The sequence below is a fragment of the Paraburkholderia sediminicola genome, from assembly GCF_046026675.1.
GTDB classification, from domain to species: Bacteria; Pseudomonadota; Gammaproteobacteria; order Burkholderiales; family Burkholderiaceae; genus Paraburkholderia; species Paraburkholderia sediminicola_F.
This window is the reverse complement of record NZ_JAQQEY010000001.1, coordinates 353,873-373,216: the sequence shown is the minus strand read 5'-3', so window position 1 is coordinate 373,216 and position 19,344 is coordinate 353,873. Positions and strand designations below refer to the sequence as shown.

The 19,344-nt window shown below is 62.3% G+C and carries 20 protein-coding genes; 3 read left to right on the top strand and 17 right to left on the bottom strand.

Annotated elements, in window-relative coordinates:
• Positions 1-63: 63 nt before the first annotated feature.
• From ptsP to PQQ86_RS01625, 4 genes are all read right to left on the bottom strand, one after another.
• On the bottom strand, positions 64-2,655 hold the full coding sequence (gene ptsP, locus PQQ86_RS01640) for a phosphoenolpyruvate--protein phosphotransferase (RefSeq protein WP_408264401.1): 2,592 nt from the start codon (positions 2,653-2,655) through the stop codon (positions 64-66).
• Between the two features lie 11 nt (positions 2,656-2,666).
• Positions 2,667-3,674: an SIS domain-containing protein gene (locus PQQ86_RS01635; RefSeq protein ID WP_408270014.1), complete on the bottom strand. Its 1,008-nt coding sequence runs from the start codon at positions 3,672-3,674 to the stop codon at positions 2,667-2,669.
• Complete coding sequence (nagA, locus tag PQQ86_RS01630) at positions 3,667-4,770, bottom strand: N-acetylglucosamine-6-phosphate deacetylase (protein WP_408264399.1); 1,104 nt, start codon at positions 4,768-4,770, stop codon at positions 3,667-3,669. Before nagA ends, PQQ86_RS01635 begins: the two co-directional genes overlap by 8 nt.
• Positions 4,771-4,858: 88 nt before the next feature.
• Positions 4,859-5,593 (bottom strand): GntR family transcriptional regulator, encoded by a 735-nt coding sequence (locus PQQ86_RS01625; RefSeq protein WP_054035773.1) that lies wholly within the window; start codon positions 5,591-5,593, stop codon positions 4,859-4,861.
• 374 nt (positions 5,594-5,967) lie between these two features.
• On the opposite strand from PQQ86_RS01625, the gene PQQ86_RS01620 reads away from it, so the two are divergent.
• Positions 5,968-6,894 carry a bifunctional helix-turn-helix transcriptional regulator/GNAT family N-acetyltransferase gene (locus PQQ86_RS01620; protein WP_408264396.1) on the top strand — a complete coding sequence of 309 codons (927 nt, stop codon included), beginning with the start codon at positions 5,968-5,970 and terminating at the stop codon, positions 6,892-6,894.
• A gap of 98 nt (positions 6,895-6,992) precedes the next feature.
• On the opposite strand, the gene PQQ86_RS01615 is transcribed toward PQQ86_RS01620, so the two are convergent.
• Positions 6,993-7,805 carry a MetQ/NlpA family ABC transporter substrate-binding protein gene (locus tag PQQ86_RS01615; protein ID WP_408264394.1) on the bottom strand — a complete coding sequence of 271 codons (813 nt, stop codon included), beginning with the start codon at positions 7,803-7,805 and terminating at the stop codon, positions 6,993-6,995.
• A gap of 298 nt (positions 7,806-8,103) precedes the next feature.
• Between PQQ86_RS01615 and PQQ86_RS01610 the strand changes: the two genes are divergently transcribed.
• A complete protein-coding gene (locus PQQ86_RS01610; RefSeq protein WP_408264392.1) occupies positions 8,104-8,394 on the top strand; it encodes a YciI family protein in 291 nt (96 codons plus the stop codon).
• A 66-nt stretch (positions 8,395-8,460) separates the two neighbouring features.
• Here PQQ86_RS01610 and PQQ86_RS01605 read toward each other — a convergent pair whose 3' ends face one another.
• The 5 genes from PQQ86_RS01605 to PQQ86_RS01585 all read right to left on the bottom strand — a co-directional run bounded on the left by PQQ86_RS01605 (position 8,461) and on the right by PQQ86_RS01585 (position 12,588).
• On the bottom strand, positions 8,461-9,090 hold the full coding sequence (locus tag PQQ86_RS01605) for an SCO family protein (RefSeq protein WP_408264390.1): 630 nt from the start codon (positions 9,088-9,090) through the stop codon (positions 8,461-8,463).
• Between the two features lie 5 nt (positions 9,091-9,095).
• A complete protein-coding gene (gene cyoE / locus PQQ86_RS01600; RefSeq protein WP_408264388.1) occupies positions 9,096-10,001 on the bottom strand; it encodes a heme o synthase in 906 nt (301 codons plus the stop codon).
• Positions 10,002-10,007: 6 nt separating this feature from the next.
• The gene (locus PQQ86_RS01595; RefSeq protein WP_408264386.1) at positions 10,008-11,117 is read right to left on the bottom strand and encodes a COX15/CtaA family protein; all 1,110 of its coding nucleotides are present in this window, start codon (positions 11,115-11,117) and stop codon (positions 10,008-10,010) included.
• 22 nt (positions 11,118-11,139) lie between these two features.
• Positions 11,140-11,802, bottom strand: coding sequence for an SCO family protein (locus PQQ86_RS01590; protein ID WP_408264384.1), 663 nt, complete (start codon positions 11,800-11,802; stop codon positions 11,140-11,142).
• A gap of 69 nt (positions 11,803-11,871) precedes the next feature.
• Positions 11,872-12,588 carry an SURF1 family protein gene (locus PQQ86_RS01585; protein WP_408264382.1) on the bottom strand — a complete coding sequence of 239 codons (717 nt, stop codon included), beginning with the start codon at positions 12,586-12,588 and terminating at the stop codon, positions 11,872-11,874.
• Positions 12,589-12,702: 114 nt separating this feature from the next.
• Here PQQ86_RS01585 and PQQ86_RS01580 point away from each other — a divergent pair, with 114 nt between their 5' ends.
• Entirely contained in the window at positions 12,703-12,912 is a 210-nt protein-coding gene (locus PQQ86_RS01580) for a twin transmembrane helix small protein (protein WP_007179452.1), read from the top strand.
• 166 nt (positions 12,913-13,078) lie between these two features.
• Here PQQ86_RS01580 and PQQ86_RS01575 read toward each other — a convergent pair whose 3' ends face one another.
• The 7 genes from PQQ86_RS01575 to PQQ86_RS01545 form a co-directional block, all read right to left on the bottom strand.
• The gene (locus PQQ86_RS01575; protein WP_408194492.1) at positions 13,079-13,936 is read right to left on the bottom strand and encodes a cytochrome c oxidase subunit 3; all 858 of its coding nucleotides are present in this window, start codon (positions 13,934-13,936) and stop codon (positions 13,079-13,081) included.
• 131 nt (positions 13,937-14,067) lie between these two features.
• Positions 14,068-14,277 (bottom strand): DUF2970 domain-containing protein, encoded by a 210-nt coding sequence (locus tag PQQ86_RS01570; protein WP_054035759.1) that lies wholly within the window; start codon positions 14,275-14,277, stop codon positions 14,068-14,070.
• A gap of 34 nt (positions 14,278-14,311) precedes the next feature.
• Complete coding sequence (locus PQQ86_RS01565) at positions 14,312-14,926, bottom strand: cytochrome c oxidase assembly protein (RefSeq protein WP_408264380.1); 615 nt, start codon at positions 14,924-14,926, stop codon at positions 14,312-14,314.
• Between the two features lie 42 nt (positions 14,927-14,968).
• The gene (locus PQQ86_RS01560) at positions 14,969-15,103 is read right to left on the bottom strand and encodes a cytochrome oxidase small assembly protein (protein ID WP_211607278.1); all 135 of its coding nucleotides are present in this window, start codon (positions 15,101-15,103) and stop codon (positions 14,969-14,971) included.
• Positions 15,104-15,220: 117 nt separating this feature from the next.
• Positions 15,221-16,834, bottom strand: a complete 1,614-nt coding sequence (ctaD, locus tag PQQ86_RS01555; protein WP_169485388.1) for a cytochrome c oxidase subunit I — start codon at positions 16,832-16,834, stop codon at positions 15,221-15,223.
• Positions 16,835-16,878: 44 nt separating this feature from the next.
• Entirely contained in the window at positions 16,879-18,498 is a 1,620-nt protein-coding gene (gene coxB / locus PQQ86_RS01550; protein WP_408264379.1) for a cytochrome c oxidase subunit II, read from the bottom strand.
• Between the two features lie 66 nt (positions 18,499-18,564).
• On the bottom strand, positions 18,565-19,038 hold the full coding sequence (locus PQQ86_RS01545) for a DUF2244 domain-containing protein (protein ID WP_408264378.1): 474 nt from the start codon (positions 19,036-19,038) through the stop codon (positions 18,565-18,567).
• Positions 19,039-19,344 lie beyond the last annotated feature (306 nt).

Here is a 19,344-nt window from a genome sequence, read left to right as displayed (position 1 = left end):
CGTCGTTGAGTTTTGTAGCTATACGTAGTGACTATGCGAAGCTGGTTGCGGACTGTGTGGGGTTCAGTCCAGCGGCCAGGTTTCGCGGCTTACTGCTCTTACCGCCTGCGCCGATTCGAGCGCCAGGGCATCCTGGGCGCGTTGACGGCACAGCTGATAATCGAGGTTGCGCACTCGCGCCTTGATGCCCGGCACCGACACCGGATCCACCGAGAGCTCGGTCACGCCGAGGCCGACGAGCAGCGGCATGGCCAGCGGATCGCCCGCCAGTGCGCCGCATACACCGACCCATTTGCCATGCTTGTTGGCACCCTGCACGGTCGCTGCGATCAGGCGCAGCACCGCCGGATGCAAGCCGTCCGCTTGCGCCGCGAGATCAGCCTGGCAACGGTCCATGGCGAGCGTGTATTGCGTCAGATCGTTGGTGCCGATCGACAGGAAATCCGCGTGTTGCGACAGTTGATCGGCGAGCAAGGCAGCCGATGGCACTTCGATCATCACGCCGACTTCGATCGGTTCGGTCCGGCCCGATTCACGGGCGAATTCGTCGATGCGTTTGCGGATGCGGATCAATTCGCCGACATCCGTGACCATCGGCAGCAGGATACGTACGGCGCCGAGCGGTTGGACCGCGAGCAGGCCGCGCAACTGATCGTCGAGTAGATCCGGGCGCACTTGTGCGAGGCGGATGCCACGCAGGCCGAGCGCCGGGTTTGGTTCGGGCGGCAGCGTCAGGTAATCGACTTCCTTGTCCGCGCCCACGTCCAGCGTGCGAATGATCGCGGTGCGGCCGCTCAACGCTTCGACGATGGCCTGGTAGCTCTGGCGATGTTCGTCGATGGTCGGCGCCGAGGCGCGGTGAATGAACAGCAGTTCGGTGCGCAGCAGGCCGATGGAATCGGCGCCGTTGTCGACGGCGGTTTTCGCGTCGTCGAGCGTGGCGATGTTCGCGGCGACTTCGATCGCGCGGCCATCGGAAGTCACGGCCGCCTGTTGCGACGTACGGCGATTCGCTTCGCGCACGCCGGCGAGGCGGCTGCGCTCAAGACGGGCACGTTCGACGTCGAGCTCAGTCGGCGCGAATTCGAGACGGCCGGTAGTGGCGTTCACCACCACTTGCGTGCCTTCAGGGATCGCGTGCAATGCATCGCCGACTGCGACCAGCGCCGGAATGCCGGCCTGGCGCGCGAGAATCGCCGCATGCGAAGTGGCACCGCCGCGCGCCATCACCAGCGCGGTGACACGCGTACGATCCAGCGACGACAAATCCGACGGCGTGAACTCTTCGGCCGCCAACACAGCCTCTTCCGGTAATGTGCGTGCCGCCGCATTCGTATAACCGAGCGCGCGCAACACGCGCTTTTCGATGTCGCGCAGATCGGCAGCACGTTCCGCGAGCAAGGCGTCTTCGATGTTCGTCAGGATGGCGATCTGTGCGCGGATCGCTTCGCGCCACGCAAAGCCGGCGCTCTTACCGAGGCTGATCAGATCGCGCGCTGCGTCGATCAAGGTCGGGTCTTCAAGCAGCACGCGATGCACCGAGAAAATCCCTGCTTCGCCAACGGCGCCGCGTTGCGATGCGTCACGCACGGTTGTGTCGAGGTCCGCGTCGACGGTAGCAATCGCCTTGTCGAGCAACCGGCTTTCGGCCGCCGACGTGCCGTTCGCCTTTTCCGGCGGATCGATGTCCGCATCGTCCCAACGTACCAGCTTGCCGACCGCGACGCCCGGCGACGCGCACACGCCCGCGAGCATGTTCGGTGCGAGCGCTTCGCCCGCGGCGCGGGCACGTGCTTGCGGCGCCGGCGAACTTTGACGAGCCGGCTTCTCTTCGACTTCGCCGTGCGCTTCACGCGTCAATTCGTGTGCGATCGCTTCGATCGCTGCCTGGGCTTGCGGACCGACGCCGAGCAACTCGACAGTCGCACCTTCGCCCGCGCCGAGGCCGAGCAAACCGACCACGCTCTCGATCGCCGCCTTGCGCCCTTCATAGCGCACTTCGACACGCGCATCGAAACCGCGCGCCGCTTCGCGAGCGCGTGCTGCCGGCCGTGCATGCAGACCGCCCGCGTGGACCAGCGTGACTTGCTGACGGGCTTCTTCGGTCACGTTGGTGGCGCTCGCCTGGCGCGAGGCGTGCGCCGCCTCGCCACCGCGAGCGCGCAGCATCAGCAACGGCGTTTCGCCTGCCTTCAGCATGCCGTCCTGCGCACGCTCGACAATCTCGAACGCATCCGAATTGGCAATCGCGACGACCGAGACGAGGCTCGGCGCATTCAGCGCGACCTGGTCCTGGTCGAACTCGATCAGGATGTCCCCGGTACGCACATGCGCGCCTTGCGCGACCATCGGCGCAAAGCCCTTGCCATTCATCTCGACGGTATCGATGCCGATGTGTAACAGAATCTCCACGCCTTCGGCCGTCGCGAGCGTGACCGCGTGGCCGGTGCGCGCGAGATGGGTGATGGTGCCGTCGCACGGCGCAACGAGTCGCCCCTCGAGCGGATCGATGCCGATGCCGTCGCCGAACATGCCGCCCGAAAACACGGGGTCGGGCACATTCGCCAGCGGCACGACCGGACCGGTCATCGGCGCGAGCAAAACAATATGGCCTTCAGAATGACTCTTCAAGCGGGACTCCTCGACACGTCGCATCTGATTTCTCGTCAGTGAGTTTCGGTGACTTTGTTGAGATGGCGGGGCGCGTCAGGATTGCGCCCGCGTGCGGCGGCAAGGCCGGCAGCCATCACGTAAAAGGACAGGATTGCAGCGATCGGATCGAGCGCCGCATGAGCGGTGGTGGCGAGCGGCAGCGTCGCTTCCGGCACGTCGGCCGGCGCGGCGAGCAGCACGCGGGCGCCGCGCGCCTGCATGTCGCGCGCGAGTTGCAGCAAGCCGGCTTGTTCGGGACCGCGCGGTGCGAAGACCAGCAGCGGGTAGTCGCGATCGATCAGTTCCATCGGACCATGCCGCACTTCCGCGCTCGAAAACGCTTCGGCCTGAATGCCGGAGGTTTCCTTCAATTTCAGCGCGGCTTCCTGCGCGATCGCGAGGCCCAGACCGCGACCGATCACGATCATGCGTTCGACGCCACGCAGTTCGTCCACTGCCTTCGACCAGTCGAGCTTGCCGGCGGCTTGCAAGGCGTCGGGCAGCGTGTTCAGCGCGCCGAGCAACGCTTCGTCTTTCTGCCAGTGAGCGACCAGTTGCGCAGAGATCGACAGCATCGCGATGTAGCTCTTGGTCGCCGCGACGCTCAGTTCCGGACCGGCCACGAGCGGCAGGTGAAATTCGCAAGCGTCTGCCAACGGCGAGTTCGGCGCATTCACTGCGGCCACCGTCAACGCGCCGGCCTTGCGCAACGCTTCCATCGTGCCGACCAGATCCGGGCTCTTGCCCGATTGCGAGAACGCCAGCGCGAGCTGATCGCGCACCTGCAGCGGCGCTTGCTGGAGCGTCGCGACCGACATCGGCAGCGAGGCGACCGGCACACCGAGGCGGCTCATCGTCAGGCTTGCGAAGTAACTCGCCGCATGATCCGAGCTACCGCGCGCGACCGTCAGCGCAACATGGCGCGGTTGCTGGGCGAGCTTCGCCGCCAATGTTTCGACGCGCGAGATGTCCCTGAGCTGCGCGGCGACCGTTTCAGCGGACGCCAGCGCCTCTTTAAGCATATTCGACAATTGATTCTCCTTCGACGTATGTCGCGGTCAACGCCAGTTCACGATCGAACACGACCACATCGGCCCACGCACCGCGCGCGATGCGGCCGCGGTCTTCGATGCCGAGGTAGTCGGCGGCGTAGCGCGACAAACGGTTTGAAACATCGGCGATCGGCAAGCCGATCGATACGAGATTGCGCAGCGCCTGATCCATCGTCAGCGTGCTGCCGGCGAGCGTGCCGTCGGCGAGACGCACGCCGCCGAGGCACTTCGTCACATGCTGGCTGCCGAGGCGGTATTCGCCATCGGGCATGCCGGTAGCCGAGGTGCTGTCCGTCACTACGTAAAGACGCGGGATCGCCCGCAACGCGGCGCGGATCGCGCCCGGATGGACGTGCAGCAGGTCGGGAATGATTTCGGCGAATTCGGCATGCGCGAGCGCGGCGCCGACGAGGCCAGGATTGCGGTGATGCAGCGGCGACATCGCGTTGAACAGATGCGTGAAGCCACATGCGCCATGCTTGAGTGCGGCGACGGCGTCGTCGTAGGTGCCGAGCGAATGGCCGAGCTGCACGCGCACGCCGCGCGCCGCCATCTCGGAGATGATCTCCATGTGGCCGGCGATTTCGGGCGCCAACGTGACCACGCGAATCGGCGCGATCGACAGATACTTCAGCACTTCGTCCATCACCGCGGACACCGCGGCGTCCGGCTGCGCGCCGAGCTTGCCGGGGTTGATGTACGGTCCTTCCAGATGGACGCCGAGCACGCGCGATCCGCCTGGCGTGCGAATGCGCGCGTTGTTGCCCAGCTCCGCGACGACATTCATCAGCTCGTCGCGCGGCGCGGTCATCGTGGTGGCGAGCAGGCTGGTCGTACCGTGACGCGCATGCGTGCGGGTGATGGTTTCGATCGCGTCGCCGCCTTCCATCACGTCGGAGCCGCCGCCGCCATGCACGTGCAGATCGATGAAGCCGGGCAGGATGTACGGCGCGTCATTCTTCGCCGGATCGACGCGTTCGCCGGTCAGTGCCGTGATGCGGCCGTTTTCGTATTCGAGCGTGCCGTAAATCCACCCATCGGTGGTGAGTATGTTTCCGGTCAACATGAGTCTCTCTGGTGAGGCGTAATGCGGGGTGTGACTGAATTGCGCTCGGCTGTGCCGCACATGACGGCGGCCCGCTCAGGCGCGCCAATCAGGTGCGCAATTCAGCGACAAAGTCGTAGTAATCGTCGCGGCAATAGGTGTCAGTCAGTTCGATCGCACGCTGGTCCGCGCTATACCCGATACGGGTAATGACCAGCAGCGCCGAGCGCGGTTCGATATCCATCAACGACGCGATTTCGCTCGAAGCATTGACCGCGCGAAAGTGCTGCAAGGCGCGCACGACGGCAGCGCCACGTTGTTCGAGATAGCTGTATAGCGACACGCCGATGGCCAGCGGATCCGGCACGATCGCCGCGGGCAGCGCCGAATGCTCGACCGCCATCACGATGCCGTCCGCGCGCCGTAGGCGCCGCAGGCTCGTCACCGCCGCACCGGGTGAAAGGCCTAGGTGCACCAGCTCATCACGGTTGGCAGCGCGGATATCGCGCTCAAGCCACACCGAATCCGGCCGGAAACCACGTTGCTGCATCTTCTTCGTGAAACCGGTGAGCCGCGACAGCGGGTCTTCGACACGCGGCGTAATGAAGCTGCCAGCGCCCCGCGCCCGCCGGATCAGGCCTTGTTCGACCAGCAGCTCGATCGCCTTGCGCGCGGTGATGCGCGACACGCCGATCGCATCCGAAAGCGTGCGTTCCGAAGGCAGCGCTTCACCCGCCGACCAAACGCCGCAGTGGATCGCCGTCGCCAGATTGCGCGCGAGCTGCAGATAGAGCGGCGTGACGTTGCGAGCGTCAGGCATCAGTGCGGACCAGCGAGTTTCCATGGGGCTCCGGCGGTCGTCTAGAAGAATGCGGCCTACGAAAATGAGAGCCCATTATATAACCAACATAATACCAGTCAACCAACTGGTCCCATGCTGGTACGAATTAGCGGAAAGCCTTGCTGGCTAAGCGTCAGAGGGCGATTTGAGGGCTTCGGAGAGCGGTTTACGGGGATCGGGATTTACCCGCATTCGGGCTGCCGGAGGGCACCCGGGTGGTCCATATTGGTTCTCTTCCTGGCCGGAGAGACGCCCTAAAATCCGTATCTTTCTGATACCACTTAGGGACGCTCCTTGGCCGCGCGGCTTTTTTAATGGGTTCCGTTCCAATATAGTGATGTGTAGCTAGCCATAAAAATTCCCCCGGGGAGCAGCATTTGACAGATTCCGAGGCGCTGCGGCGTGCTCAGGCCGTCCGCCATTTCAACCGCTTCTATACCCAGCTCATCGGCGCTCTGCACGAGCATCTGGCAAAGAGCGCCTTCTCGCTGACGGAAGTACGTGTTCTGCACGAACTGTCCCGCGGACGCGCGCAGACAGCCTCGGTGCTCGGGCGCAACCTCGGCCTCGACAGTGGCTACCTCAGCCGCCTTCTGACCAGTTTTGAACGACGCAACCTGATTACCCGGCGCCCCTCCGACACGGACGCGCGCCAGTCGCTGATCGCCCTCACCGACAACGGCCACGCGGCCTACGCACCGCTCGATACGGCGGCGATCGACGAAGTATCGGCGCTGCTGAACGGCCTCACCATGCTTTCCCAGGAACACCTGATCGCCGCGATGAAGGTGATCGAACGCTTGCTCGACAGCAAGCCGCAGCACGAACTCGTGAGCCTCCGGCAGCCACGCGCCGGCGAGTGCGGCTGGCTCGTGCATCGGCAGGCGCAGTGGTTCGCCGCGCAATACGGTTGGGATCAATCGTTCGAAGGCTTGCTCGCGCGCGTTGTCGCCGATTACTCGCAGCGCAACGATCCCGTGCGCGAGATGTGCTGGGTTGCCGATCAGGACGGCATGGTGGTCGGCTCGGTGTGCATCGTCGGGATCTCGACGACCGTGGCGGGCGTGCGGCTCTTATGGGTCGAGCCGGACGTGCAGCGCCTTGGCATCGGCACGCAATTGATGAGCGAATGCGTGCGCTTCGCGCGACGCGCGGGCTACACCAAACTCACGCTGACCACGGCTAGCACGCTCAGTGAGCCACGTCGGCTGTGCGAGCGCGCCGGCTTCCAGCTCGTCTGTACGACGACCGAACGGCGCTTCGGCAAGGATCTCATGATCGAGCGATGGGAGTTGGAGTTGTAGGGTCGCCAACGAATGGAATGCGCGACGTACGGACAAAAAAACGCCACGGTTTGTCACCGCGGCGTTTTCGTTTTGCAAAACAGGTTGAAGGATGTCGCTTAGAACGACGGCACCACCGAACCCTTGAACTGCGTCTTGATGAACTGGCGCACGTCTTCCGACTGGTAGGCCGCGACCAGCTTCTTGACCCACGGCTTGTCCTTGTCCTGTGCGCGCACGGCGATCAGGTTCGCGTACGGGCTGTGGATATCTTCGAGCGCGATCGCGTCTTTGGTCGGCTGCAGACCGGCGGCCAGCGCGAAGTTCGTGTTGATCGCGGCAGCGTCGACATCCGACAGCGAACGCGGCAGTTGTGCTGCGTCCAGTTCGAGCAGCTTGATCTTCTTCGGATTCTCGGCGACGTCGAGTGCCGTGGCGTTATTGCCGTTCGTGCCCGCGCCGGCCTTCAGCTTGATCACGCCTTGCGCCTGCAATAGCAGCAGCGCGCGGTTCTCGTTCGACGGATCGTTCGGCACCGCGATCTTCGCGCCTTGCGCCAGATCCTTCAGCGACTTCAGCTTCTTCGAATAGATGCCGAGCGGCGAAATGTACGTCAGGCCCGCATTGACGATCTTGTAGCCACGTTGCTTGACCTGGCTGTCGAGGTACGGCTGGTGCTGAAAGCTGTTGGCGTCGAGGTCGCCGGCGTCGAGCGCGGCGTTCGGCTGCACGTAGTCGTTGAATTCGACGACCTTCACATTCAGGCCTTCACGCTTCGCCACTTTCGTGACGACTTCCCAGATTTGCGCATCCGGGCCGCCGATGGTGCCGACCTTGATGACCTTGTCGTCGGCGTATGCGCCAAAGCTGGTGACGATCGCCGCGCTGGCGATTACTGCCGAGAGGGCTTTGAGGATATTTCTGCGCTGCATGTGATTCTCGCTTGTTCTGATCGATGTCAGATTCGGGTGGAAGCCGGCGGCAGGCATCTTGTGGACGCGCCGCCAACTGGACCGTAAATGGTCTCATACGACCGGCGGGATGGGAAATATCACGATCGCATATGGATATGCCCCTGCAACGGCGCTGTTCATGTGGAACACACTCATCGTAGCCGGAGCGAGGCACTAAGCTTCGTAGCTCGCGCGCAACGAATCGGCTGCTGACAGATAATCGAAGGTCATTGCCCGCAAACCCGTGCGGCCCATTTGTTCGCTTACGAGAACGCTCATGTACGTCATCAACCTCATCTACACCGCACCACTTGAGCGCGTCGACGACGCGCTCGAAGCACATCGCGCGTTTCTGACAGCGCAGTTCGAAGCAGGAGTATTCGTAGCCGCCGGACCGAAGGTGCCACGCGACGGCGGCATTATTCTGGCGGTGCGCATCGAGCGCGATAGACTAGATGAGATTCTCGCCAGCGACCCGTTCGCCGAGCAGAAGCTCGCGCGTTACGAAGTGACGGAGTTCAAGGCGACGCGGCTAGCGCCGGGAATGAATTTACCGATGCCGGCTTGAGGATAACTGCGAAGGAAATTGAATACGGGCGTGCGGCAAACTCGCGCACCCGTCTGCATCAATGCATTAATCGAGCAGCAGCTTGATGTCGTGCACCCACGGCGTAGCGCCCTGGCCGTCACGCGCGAATAGACGCAGCTTGCCGTCCGGGTCGAACACATAGCTCGCCGCCGTGTGGTCCATCGTGTAGCTATCGGCTGTCTTGCCCGGCACCTTCGCGTAGTACACGCGGAAGTCTTTCGTGATCCTGGTGAGCTGCGCCTGGTCCGCCGGACGCAAGCCGACGAACGTCGGATTGAACGCCGGCACGTACTGCGCGAGCAAAGCCGGCGTGTCGCGGTCGGGATCGACAGTGACAAACAGCACCTGCACGCGTTTCGCGTCTTCGGGCCCGAGTTGCTGCAGCGCTTGCGAAAGCTCGGCCATCGTGGTCGGGCAAACGTCCGGGCAATGCGTATAGCCGAAGAACAGCACCACCACCTTGCCCTTGTAATCCGCCATCGTGCGGACCTTGCCGGACGTGTCGGGCAGCGAGAAATTGCTCCCGAATTGCGTGTTGCCGGTGATGTCGAGGTTCTGGAACGCGGGCGGCTGCTTACCGCAGCCGGCCACCAGCAATGCGCCGCCGAGTGCGCAAGCCATTACAGTGACACGCGCGGCGGCACGCGCCGTGCGCACAAAGCGTTGTGTAAGCATGGGTGTTACGCGCCGATCACGACGCGCGCATAGTGGTCGATCAACAGCGCGGCGAAGAGCAGCGACAGATAGACGATCGAGTAACGGAAGGTCTTGCGTGCCAGGTCGTCGGAATAGTCCCGATAGATCCTCCACGCATACGCGAGGAACACGGCGCCAAGCAACACAGCCGCCGCGAGGTACACCACGCCGCTCATGCCGGAGATGAACGGCATCATCGTGACCGCGAACAGGATCACGGTGTACAGCAGAATATGCAGGCGCGTGTACTTTTCGCCGTGCGTGTTCGGCAACATCGGCAGACCGGCGTTTTCGTAGTCTTTGCGGCGATACAGTGCGAGCGCCCAGAAATGCGGCGGCGTCCACACGAAAATGATCAGCACGAGAATCCATGCGTCGCCCGGCACGTGACCGGTGACGGCGGCCCAACCGAGCGCCGGCGGCATCGCGCCAGACGCGCCGCCGATCACGATGTTCTGCGGCGTGGCCGGTTTGAGCAGCAGAGTATAGATAACCGCGTAGCCGACGAAGGTGGCGAGCGTGAGCCACATGGTCAGCGGATTGGCGAACGTGTAGAGCGTCCACATGCCGAGTCCGCCGAGCACGGCCGAAAACAGCAGGATCTGCGGGGTTGTGATTTCGCCGCGCGCGGACGGCCGCCACGACGTGCGACGCATCTTCGCGTCGATCTTCTGTTCCATCAGGCAATTGATGGCGAACGCCGCACCGGCCAGCAGCCAGATGCCGACCGTGCCGCCGATCAGGACGGTCCACGGCACCATGCCGGGCGTCGACAGAAACATGCCGATGACTGCGCAGAACACAGCGAGCTGCGTGACGCGCGGCTTCGTCAGGGCGATGTACTGGGAGACCCGGCTACCGGGCGTTTGGGAGAGAGTTGTGCTGTCCATGTGGGGTCACGCTGGCGCGGCATCGCGCGCAGGCAACACGGCGCGGCCGGGACGGCTATAAGCGATCCGAAAGTTTAACATAACGAGCAGAAGCAGCAGGATCGCGGCTCCCCCGTTATGCGCGACCGCAATGGGCAACGGCCATTGCAGAACGATGTTCGACAGACCGGTGATGAACTGGATCAGCACCACCAGCAACACGCCGTTTGCCGGCCGCCGCAGCGACTCGAAACGGCGCAGTTTCAGCGCAAACCACACCAGATAGGCGACCACGACGATCGCGAACGTGCGGTGGGTCCAGTGAATTGCGACCAGCGCATCTTGCGTGATCATGTCGCCGTCACCGGTCATGCCGAGCGCGCGCCACAGGTGAAAACCGTGCGCGAAATCCATCGGCGGGACCCATTGGCCGTTGCAGGTCGGGAAGTCCGTGCAGGCGAGCACCGCGTAGTTCGTGCTGACCCAGCCGCCCAACGCGATCTGCACGAGCAGCAGCACGAGACCGGCGATCGCCGCCGCGCGCCAGCGCGCGGCTTCGGGCTCAAAAGCTGGTAGCGGCGTTTGGCGCGCGGCCAGCCAGCCGAGCGTGCCGAGCAACGCGAGGCCGAGCAGCAAATGGGTCGTCACGATGATCGGCTGCAACTTCATGGTCACGGTCCACGCGCCGAATGCGCCTTGCACGAGGATCAGCAGCAGCAGCGAAGTCGGCCACCACGGCGACACATGAAGCGGACGGCGCTTGATACGAGCCGTCCACGCAATCAACGTCTGCGCGATGATCAGCACGCCGATCGCCATCGCGAAGTAACGGTGAATCATCTCGATCCAGGCCTTCGTCATGCTGACCGGACCGGTCGGCATCAATTGATGCGCGGCGGTAATCGCGGCGTGCGCGATGAACGGCGACGACGTGCCATAGCAACCAGGCCAGTCCGGGCAGCCGAGACCAGAATCGGTGAGACGCGTAAAGCCGCCGAACATCACCAGGTCCAGCGTCAGGAAAGTCGTAAGCCACACCAGCTTGCGGAATTTGTTGTCGTCGGCCTTGACCCATACATAGGACAACGGCAACAACGCGATACACAAGCCGATCAGGGCCAGTTGCAGTACGAACATCTTTCTTACCCTTGTTGCGGCATCAGCCGATGCTCGACCACTTGAGCAGCTTGGTCACGTCGACCTTGATCTTGCTCGGGTTCGGATCTTTCGGGAAACGCATCATCAGATTGCCGTTCGGATCGACCATATAGATGTGGTCGGTGAGTTGGGTACCGGTGTCGGTCGGCAGCCATGCGGACACCTGCGCCGGATTGGCGATCAGCATGTTGGTGTCGGGGTAGGCCTTTTGTATCACGTCGGACACGTTGCCCGCATCGGTGCGCAGCCACACTTCGACGACGCGCTCGCGTTCCGGGCCCTGAGCTGCGCGGATTTGTCGCATGAAGTACAGCTTGGTGACACAGGCTTTGTCGCATGCGCTGTTGTCGACGGAGATCATCAGCCAGCGGCCGCGCAACGTCGCGAGCTTGAGCGGCTTGCCGTCTTCACCCGTCACGACGAGTGAATCGGGAATTGGCCGCTGCGGTTCGACCAGCGTGCCGTAGCTCGTGCTGCCGCCGGCCGGCTTGACCACGTAGTAAACGAAATACGATACGACGATCGGCGCGGCGCAGATGACCGCCAGCAACAGCAGCATCCAGCGGCCGCGCTTCCACGATCCCTCGCCATTGGGTTGACCAGGCATCACTTTCGGAGCTGCGGGTTTGCCGGCTTGCGGCGAACGGGGAGATTGCGTCGACACTACAGGACCTCTTTCAATGATTGCGCGGCTTCGAGTCCTTGCTCAGGGCACGAAACCGCAGGCGATGCGTTACACGCCCGGGGCGTGCTCTTTCTTCGCGGCGCGGCGCGCGGCGTACAAGCCGAAGACCAGGGCCGCGGCCGCCATGCCCCACCACTGGAACATGTAGCCGTAGTTGGTTTCGACGCCGGTTGTTGGCGCCGGCCAGTCGCGCACCAGCTTGTCGCCGTCGTCGCTCAATTGCTGGATCACGAACGATTGCAACGGCAACCCGGTTTCCGCGGCGTAGGCCGCCGTATCCAGATTCTGGCGGATCTTCTGATGCGCGGCCGATCCGCCCTGTCCCAACTCGAATGCACGCGAGGCATCGGCACGCGCAATGCCTTCGATTTCGATCTCGCCTTGCGGCGTGATGTACGGCGCAATGGTCTCGCGATTGTTCATGTTGCGCGGTAGCCAGCCGCGATTGACCAGCACGTAACCGCCGTCGGCCAGTTTAAAAGGCATCACGACGTAAAAGCCCGGCTGATCGTTATACGGGCGATTATCCAGGTAGACAACTTTGTCCGCGACGAAACTGCCACGCGCCTTCACGCGATGAAATTCGATGTCCTTCAGTTCGACCGGCGTCGCGCTGACAGGCTGCGCGGGCGCATTTTCGAACTGCGTCATGTGCGCCTCGAGCGCTTCCTTCTGATGTGCGCGGTCGCGCTGCCAGAAACCGAGCCGCACCGTCACCACGATCACCAGCAGAATCAGCAGCACGGGAATAAGGCGGAACTTCATCGAACACCCTCCGGCACCACCGCTTGCGACGGCGTCCTGAACGCACGGCAGACGCTGGCGCGCGGTGCGATAATAAACGTCTTGCCTCTGCGCTTCCCGGTTTCAGTTGGTTCCATGCACATTCTCGTTCCCATCGCCTTCGTCCTGATCATCGCCAGCATGGTGTCCGCGCTTTACTTCATGATGCATGACAAGGGCAAAACCAAGCGGATGGTCTGGTCGCTCGCCACGCGGGTGGGTCTGTCGATCTCGCTGTTCCTGTTCATCCTGTTCGCTCACTGGATGGGCTGGATTCAGTCGACCGGCATTCCTTACGGGCGTTGAGCTCGGCGGAAAAAACTCTTCACGCCGCCAAACAAAACGCCGCCCTGACAGGGTCGAGGGCGGCGCTGCATAACTTGCGTACTGCTCGTGCGCCGCGCCTTTGAATGGCGATGCGCGAACGGCCCGCGCACCGTTCCGGAAACCGGTCGGCGCAGGCCAGACTGCGTTACAGCCAGTACACGACGATGTACAGCCCAAGCCACACGACGTCCACAAAGTGCCAGTACCAAGCGGCACCTTCGAATGCGAAGTGATGCTCCGCAGTGAAGTGGCCGCGAATCATCCGCACCAGCACCACGGCCAGCATCGTACCGCCGAGGAACACGTGGAAACCGTGGAAGCCCGTCAGCAGGAAGAACGTCGAACCATACACACCCGAGGACAGCGTCAGGTTCAGTTCGTTATACGCGTGGAAATACTCGAAGCCTTGCAGGAACAGGAAGCAGACGCCGAGCACCAGCGTAGCCGCCAGCCAGATGATCGCCTTCTTGCGATGATCTTCACGCAGTGCGTGATGCGAAACCGTCAACGTAGCGCCGGACGACAGCAGCAGCGCCGTGTTGATGGTCGGCACCGGCCACGGCTGCATCGACTTGAAGGTCGAGACCAGAGCTGCCGGACCATTGTTCGGCCACACCGCCGAGAAATCCGGCCAGATCAGCTTGTAGTCGAGGCTGCCGAGCTGATGCAGCGCGATTTCACGTGCATAGAACAGCGCGCCGAAGAAAGCGCCGAAGAACATCACTTCGGAGAAGATGAACCAGCTCATGCTCCAGCGGTACGACTTGTCGACATTCTTGCCGTACATGCCGCCTTCCGACTCGGCGATCGCGTCGCCGAACCAGTGCCACAAGGTATAGAGCAGCCACAGCAACCCGACGACGACACCGATCGGCGCCAGTTCATGTTCGTTGATCCAGGCCGCAAGCGATCCGAGCATGACCAGCAATCCGACCGCGGCGCTGATCGGATGCCGCGACGGATGCGGTACGAAATAGTACGGGCTCTCGTTTTGACCGCTCATTCTTGATTCTCCACTTCAGTCCAGTTGTTCCGGAATCTCCGGCTGTATCTTCGGCGGCGCGTCGATACCGCACCGCTTCTCTCTAATTCGTGGGCTCTGCTTCGCCCGGTACGACTTGTGTGCCTGCCGGCTCAACCCACTACGGCATGCACGATCAGGATCAACACCCCGATCAGGATAGCTACGCTGATCAGCGCTGCTGCAAGCACATGCAGCGGATTCAACTGCGTTGCGTCCGCTTCCAGATCACGACGCTTGCGCACCCCGAAAAACGACCAGAACACGGCTTTCATCGACTGGCCGAAACTGCTCTTGCGTGGGCTGCCGCGGTTATCGCTCATTAACGTCTTCTTCCTTCGCCTGCGGCCAGTGCCGTCAGGCGGGATTGGCGGTGGTTGCCGCCGTGTTGGCCGTGGGTGCTGCGCTCCCGGCCGTCGCCGCTGCCGGCGTATTCAATTCAAAGAACGTGTACGACAACGTGATCGTTTTCACATCCTTCGGCAACTTCGGGTCGACGACGAACACCACCGGCAACCGCTTCGTCTGGTTCGCAGTCAAAGTCTGCTGCGTAAAGCAAAAACACTCGATCTTCTTGAAGTACTCGGTGGCCTGCTTCGGCGCGTAGCTCGGAATGGCCTGCGCCTGAATCGTGCGCGCCTGTTCGTTGCTGACCTCGTACATCACTGTCGTCACTTCGCCCGGATGCACATCGAGACTACGTTGCTCCGGCTTGAAACCCAGCGGGCCGCGCGCGTTCGCATCGAATTCGATCGAAATCGTACGACTCATGTCGACCTGCGTATTCTTCGCCTCACGCACCGTGGCATCACGCTGCACGAGGTTGTTGATGCCGGTGATCTGGCAGATCGCGCGGTACATCGGCACCAGCGCAAAACCAAAACCGAACATCATCAACGCGACGATGAACAGCTTGATCAGCATCGAACGGTTAAAAGAGCGATCGGCCCGAGCCGGCGGTTGCGTCGACATCTCAATCCTCAACAATCCTGCACACAGACTCGAACTAGCCCGTCAGGTGAACCACTTCTGATGGATGATGACGCTCGCAAAAAAAGCCGCGGCGATGACAAACATCACGATACCGATCCGCCGGTTGCCCGCGCGAACCTGCTCGGGCGTACGTCTTTCTTGAGGATTGCGCGTCATGCTCGACTTTCTGAATACTTTCGTCACTACAAGGTGCCACCACTGCTCGCATGGCTGCCCGGTTCGGGCGGCGACTGACACCACGCCGCCAGAACCGGCAACCTCGCTGAACGCCGATTACTCGACGGTCGGCGGGTTTTCGAACGTGTGGAACGGAGCCGGGCTCGGCACGGTCCATTCAAGGCCCGTTGCGCCGTCCCACGGCTTATCGCCCGCTTTCTCGTGCTCGCCACCGCCACGGTAGGCCGGCAGTGCGACTGCGAACAGGAAGTACACCTGCGCCAGACCGAAGCCGAATGCGCCGATCGAGATGACCTGGTTCCAGTCGGTGAACTGTGCCGGGTAGTCAGCGTAACGACGCGGCATACCTGCGAGACCGACAAAGTGCATCGGCAGGAACGCGAGGTTGAAGAAGAACATCGACGCCCAGAAATGGATCTTGCCGCGCGTTTCGTTGTACATCCAGCCGGTCCACTTCGGCGACCAGTAGTACCACCCGGAGAACAACGCGAAGAGAGAACCCGCCACTAGCACGTAGTGGAAGTGGGCCACCACGAAATAAGTACCGTGATACTGGATGTCGAGCGGCGCCATAGCGAGCATCAGGCCCGACAGACCGCCGAACGTGAACACCAGCAGGAAGCCGACCGCGAACAGCATAGGCGTTTCGAAGGACAGCGAACCGCGCCACATCGTCGCGACCCAGTTGAACACCTTCACACCCGTCGGTACGGCGATCAGCATCGTCGCGTACATGAAGAACAGCTGGCCCGTTACCGGCATGCCGGTCGCGAACATGTGGTGCGCCCAGACCATGAACGACAGAATCGCGATCGACGAGGTTGCGTACACCATCGAGCTATAGCCGAACAGCGGCTTGCGCGAGAACGCCGGGATCACCTGCGACACGATCCCGAACGCCGGCAAGATCATGATGTACACCTCGGGGTGTCCGAAGAACCAGAAGATGTGCTGATACATCACCGGGTCGCCGCCGCCTGCCGCATTGAAGAACGACGTGCCGAAGTGACGATCGAACAGCACCATGGTGATCGCGCCCGCCAGAACCGGCATCACGGCAATCAGCAGGTACGCGGTGATCAGCCATGTCCAGACGAACATCGGCATCTTCATCAGCGTGAGGCCAGGCGCGCGCATGTTCAGGATCGTCACAACGATGTTGATCCCGCCCATGATCGACGAAGCACCCATCAAGTGGACCGCGAAAATTGCGAAGTCCATGCCCGGGCCCATCTGCGTCGATAGCGGTGCGTACAGCGTCCAGCCCGCGGCGGTCGCGCCGCCCGGTGCGAAGAACGAACCGACCAGCAACACTGCAGCCACCGGCAGCAGCCAGAAGCTGAAGTTGTTCATGCGCGCGAAAGCCATGTCCGATGCGCCGATCTGCAGCGGCACCATCCAGTTCGCGAAGCCGACGAAGGCCGGCATGATCGCGCCGAACACCATGATCAGGCCGTGCATGGTGGTCAACTGGTTGAAGAACTCGGGGCGCATGATCTGCAGGCCCGGCTCGAACAGTTCGGCACGGATCATCAGCGCCATCACGCCCCCGGAGAGGAACATGGTGAACGAGAAGATCAGGTACAGCGTACCGATGTCCTTGTGATTGGTTGCGAACAGCCAACGACGCCAGCCATGCGGCGTTTCGTGGGCATGGTCGCCGTGCACGTGCTCGTGGCCCGCGGTTACATCGTGTCCGATGCTAGACATGACAATCTCCTAATGCGAATACTGCGGTGCTGACCATGAACACGTCAGGCAGCCGGGCTGATCTGGACACGCCGGGCTTCTTTCGCGTCGCCGCCGCCCGTGATCGTTTCCGGCTTCTTCAAAATAATGTGGTCTTCGGCAATGCCGGCTGCTTTCAGCGCGTCGCGCACGGCTTCGGCACGGGTCTTCGCGAGCTTCGCGTTGACTTCGGCAGAGCCGGTGGCGTCGGTGAAGCCCGACAGCGTGAACTTGGCGTCCGGGTGTGCTTTCGCGTAGGCCGCGGCCGCGTCGACCGCCGCTTTCGCATCGGCCGGCAGCGTGCTCTTGCCGGTGTCGAAGTAGACGTTTGCCGGGAGAGCTGCCGAGGTGTCCGAGGCAGCCGGAGCGGCTTCTGCGCCGGAGGCAGACGCTGCGCCCGAGGCTGCGGCATCCGCGCCGCTAGCAGCCGCGCCTGCGTCGGCCAGATGATTGCCGCCTTCCGGCAGCTTGCCGTTACGTGCGTCCAGAATCTGCTTCGGCTGGAGAATATCGCCGGTGTGGTTGCCCCACGAATTACGTTCGTACGTGATGACCGAAGCGATTTCGACGTCGTTCAGCGTCGGCGCCCACGAAGGCATCGCGTTCTTGCCCTTCAGCACCAGGCTCACGTGCTCGGCGATCGGGCCGTTGGCGATCTTGCTGCCGTCCAGCGCCGGGAATGCGCCTGCGCCCTTGCCGGTCGGCTGATGGCAGACCGCGCAGTTCGCTGCGTACACCTTACCGCCGCGCTCCATCAGCTCAGCCATGGTGTAGGTCTTGTTCGGATCGTCCTGGCCGGCGGCCATTTTCTTCTTTTGCGTATCGACCCACTTCGCGTAGTCGTCTGCCGACAGCACTTCGACCACCACCGGCATGAAAGCGTGTTCCTTGCCGCACAGTTCCGTACAGAAGCCGCGGAAGGTGCCGGTCTTGTCAGCCTTGAACCACGTGTCGCGCACAAAGCCCGGAATCGCATCCTGCTTCACGCCGAAAGCCGGCACGTACCAGGAGTGGACCACGTCGTTCGCGGTGGTGATGATGCGGATTTTCTTGTCGACCGGGACGACGAGCGGATTGTCGACTTCCTGCAGGTACGTGGTGGAAATCGGCTCGCGGCCATCGGTTTGCGCACGCGGCGTGGCCAGCGTGGACAGGAAGCTGATGCCCTCACCCGGACCCTTTACGTAGTCGTAGCCCCACTTCCACTGGTAGCCCGTGACCTTAATGGTGACGTCGGCGTTCGTGGTGTCCTTCATCGCGACGACGGTCTTGGTGGCGGGGAGCGCCATCAGCACGACGATGACGAACGGCACGATCGTCCAGATGATTTCGACGGTAGTGCTTTCGTGGAAATGGGAAGCCTTATGGCCTTTCGATTTGCGGTGCGCAAACATCGAATAGAACATCACTGCGAACACGCCGACGAAGATCACCGTGCACAGGATCAGCATGAACGTGTGGAGGCTGTAGAGCTCCTCAGCGATTTTGGTCGCCGGCGGCTGGAGATTGATCTCGTTGACGGCAGGGCCGCCCGGAACATCGCCCACTGCCAGGGCCGCCCCGGCGAAAAGCAGTCCGCTCATCGCCAGCACGCCCATGAGGGCTCGCTTGATTGTTTTCATAGCTTCCTTACCCAAAATTTCCATTCAAACCCTCGACCCCGCTGGCAGGCTGTCTCGCGCTCCCCGTGAACGCCGCGCGTCTCAACACATCTAACAGTGTGTGAGCCACATACGCAATTCGCCTGCGAACTGCGCGCGCCGATACTGCGCGAGATGTTGCCCGATCATGATCGTCTGTCCGCGCGAGACCAGTTTGATCTGGTCACGCGGCGTTGCGCCCGGTTCGATCCGCACCCAGCGCGGATTGAATTCGAACTGCGTGAGCCGCTCGGCGCTGACCTGCTCGATCACAAGCCGGTTCTGAAACAGCCGGACGCGCTCGTAATCGACAGCATGACGCGCATATATGGCAAACGCGATGCCCACCGCCAGCAATTCAATACCGGTGAACGGCAACACCAGCCAGGCGCCGACCAGAACCAGCATGAAAGCAATTGCCAACGAGAACAACGCAAGCGACACGTAGAAACACACAAACTGCCGCGGTGATATCGAACAGTTGCGCTTCATCGTCCAGTCTTTGAGAACTGGTTCTGAATCCGCCAGCAGATCTGATGCTTCCATCGCTGCCTCCCGCCGACCGTCTCCAATCACCGCCTGCGGCCATTGCTTGCGACCGCAGAATCCAGCCACTTTAATTACTGCCGCGTCACTTCATGTTGCAGCCCTATGCCTCGGGCCTGCCGCCCCAAATGTGGGAACTCCGGGCGACAAACTGACGCATTATAGGCGCGATCCATGGCATCCACAAGCAAGCCTCAATCGGCTCACAAGCCCGGTGCGACAAGCCTCCGCGCCGTTTTGACGCAGCTTTCGCGCGTCTTTTGAAGCGGTAATTTCAGACATAACAGATGTCCTCTTTACCGCTTC

Coding starts and splice junctions, on each gene's coding strand:
- PQQ86_RS01565 (WP_408264380.1), bottom strand. CDS start 14,926: ATGTCGACGCAACCGCCGGCTCGGGCCGATCGCTCTTTTAACCGTTCG.
- PQQ86_RS01595 (WP_408264386.1), bottom strand. CDS start 11,117: ATGTTCGTACTGCAACTGGCCCTGATCGGCTTGTGTATCGCGTTGTTG.
- PQQ86_RS01575 (WP_408194492.1), bottom strand. CDS start 13,936: ATGAGCGGTCAAAACGAGAGCCCGTACTATTTCGTACCGCATCCGTCG.
- PQQ86_RS01635 (WP_408270014.1), bottom strand. CDS start 3,674: ATGCTTAAAGAGGCGCTGGCGTCCGCTGAAACGGTCGCCGCGCAGCTC.
- PQQ86_RS01605 (WP_408264390.1), bottom strand. CDS start 9,090: ATGCTTACACAACGCTTTGTGCGCACGGCGCGTGCCGCCGCGCGTGTC.
- PQQ86_RS01580 (WP_007179452.1), top strand. CDS start 12,703: ATGCACATTCTCGTTCCCATCGCCTTCGTCCTGATCATCGCCAGCATG.
- PQQ86_RS01570 (WP_054035759.1), bottom strand. CDS start 14,277: ATGAGCGATAACCGCGGCAGCCCACGCAAGAGCAGTTTCGGCCAGTCG.
- ptsP (WP_408264401.1), bottom strand. CDS start 2,655: ATGCGACGTGTCGAGGAGTCCCGCTTGAAGAGTCATTCTGAAGGCCAT.
- PQQ86_RS01560 (WP_211607278.1), bottom strand. CDS start 15,103: ATGACGCGCAATCCTCAAGAAAGACGTACGCCCGAGCAGGTTCGCGCG.
- coxB (WP_408264379.1), bottom strand. CDS start 18,498: ATGGAAATTTTGGGTAAGGAAGCTATGAAAACAATCAAGCGAGCCCTC.
- ctaD (WP_169485388.1), bottom strand. CDS start 16,834: ATGTCTAGCATCGGACACGATGTAACCGCGGGCCACGAGCACGTGCAC.
- PQQ86_RS01615 (WP_408264394.1), bottom strand. CDS start 7,805: ATGCAGCGCAGAAATATCCTCAAAGCCCTCTCGGCAGTAATCGCCAGC.
- nagA (WP_408264399.1), bottom strand. CDS start 4,770: ATGTTGACCGGAAACATACTCACCACCGATGGGTGGATTTACGGCACG.
- PQQ86_RS01585 (WP_408264382.1), bottom strand. CDS start 12,588: ATGAAGTTCCGCCTTATTCCCGTGCTGCTGATTCTGCTGGTGATCGTG.
- PQQ86_RS01625 (WP_054035773.1), bottom strand. CDS start 5,593: ATGGAAACTCGCTGGTCCGCACTGATGCCTGACGCTCGCAACGTCACG.
- cyoE (WP_408264388.1), bottom strand. CDS start 10,001: ATGGACAGCACAACTCTCTCCCAAACGCCCGGTAGCCGGGTCTCCCAG.
- PQQ86_RS01545 (WP_408264378.1), bottom strand. CDS start 19,038: ATGGAAGCATCAGATCTGCTGGCGGATTCAGAACCAGTTCTCAAAGAC.
- PQQ86_RS01610 (WP_408264392.1), top strand. CDS start 8,104: ATGTACGTCATCAACCTCATCTACACCGCACCACTTGAGCGCGTCGAC.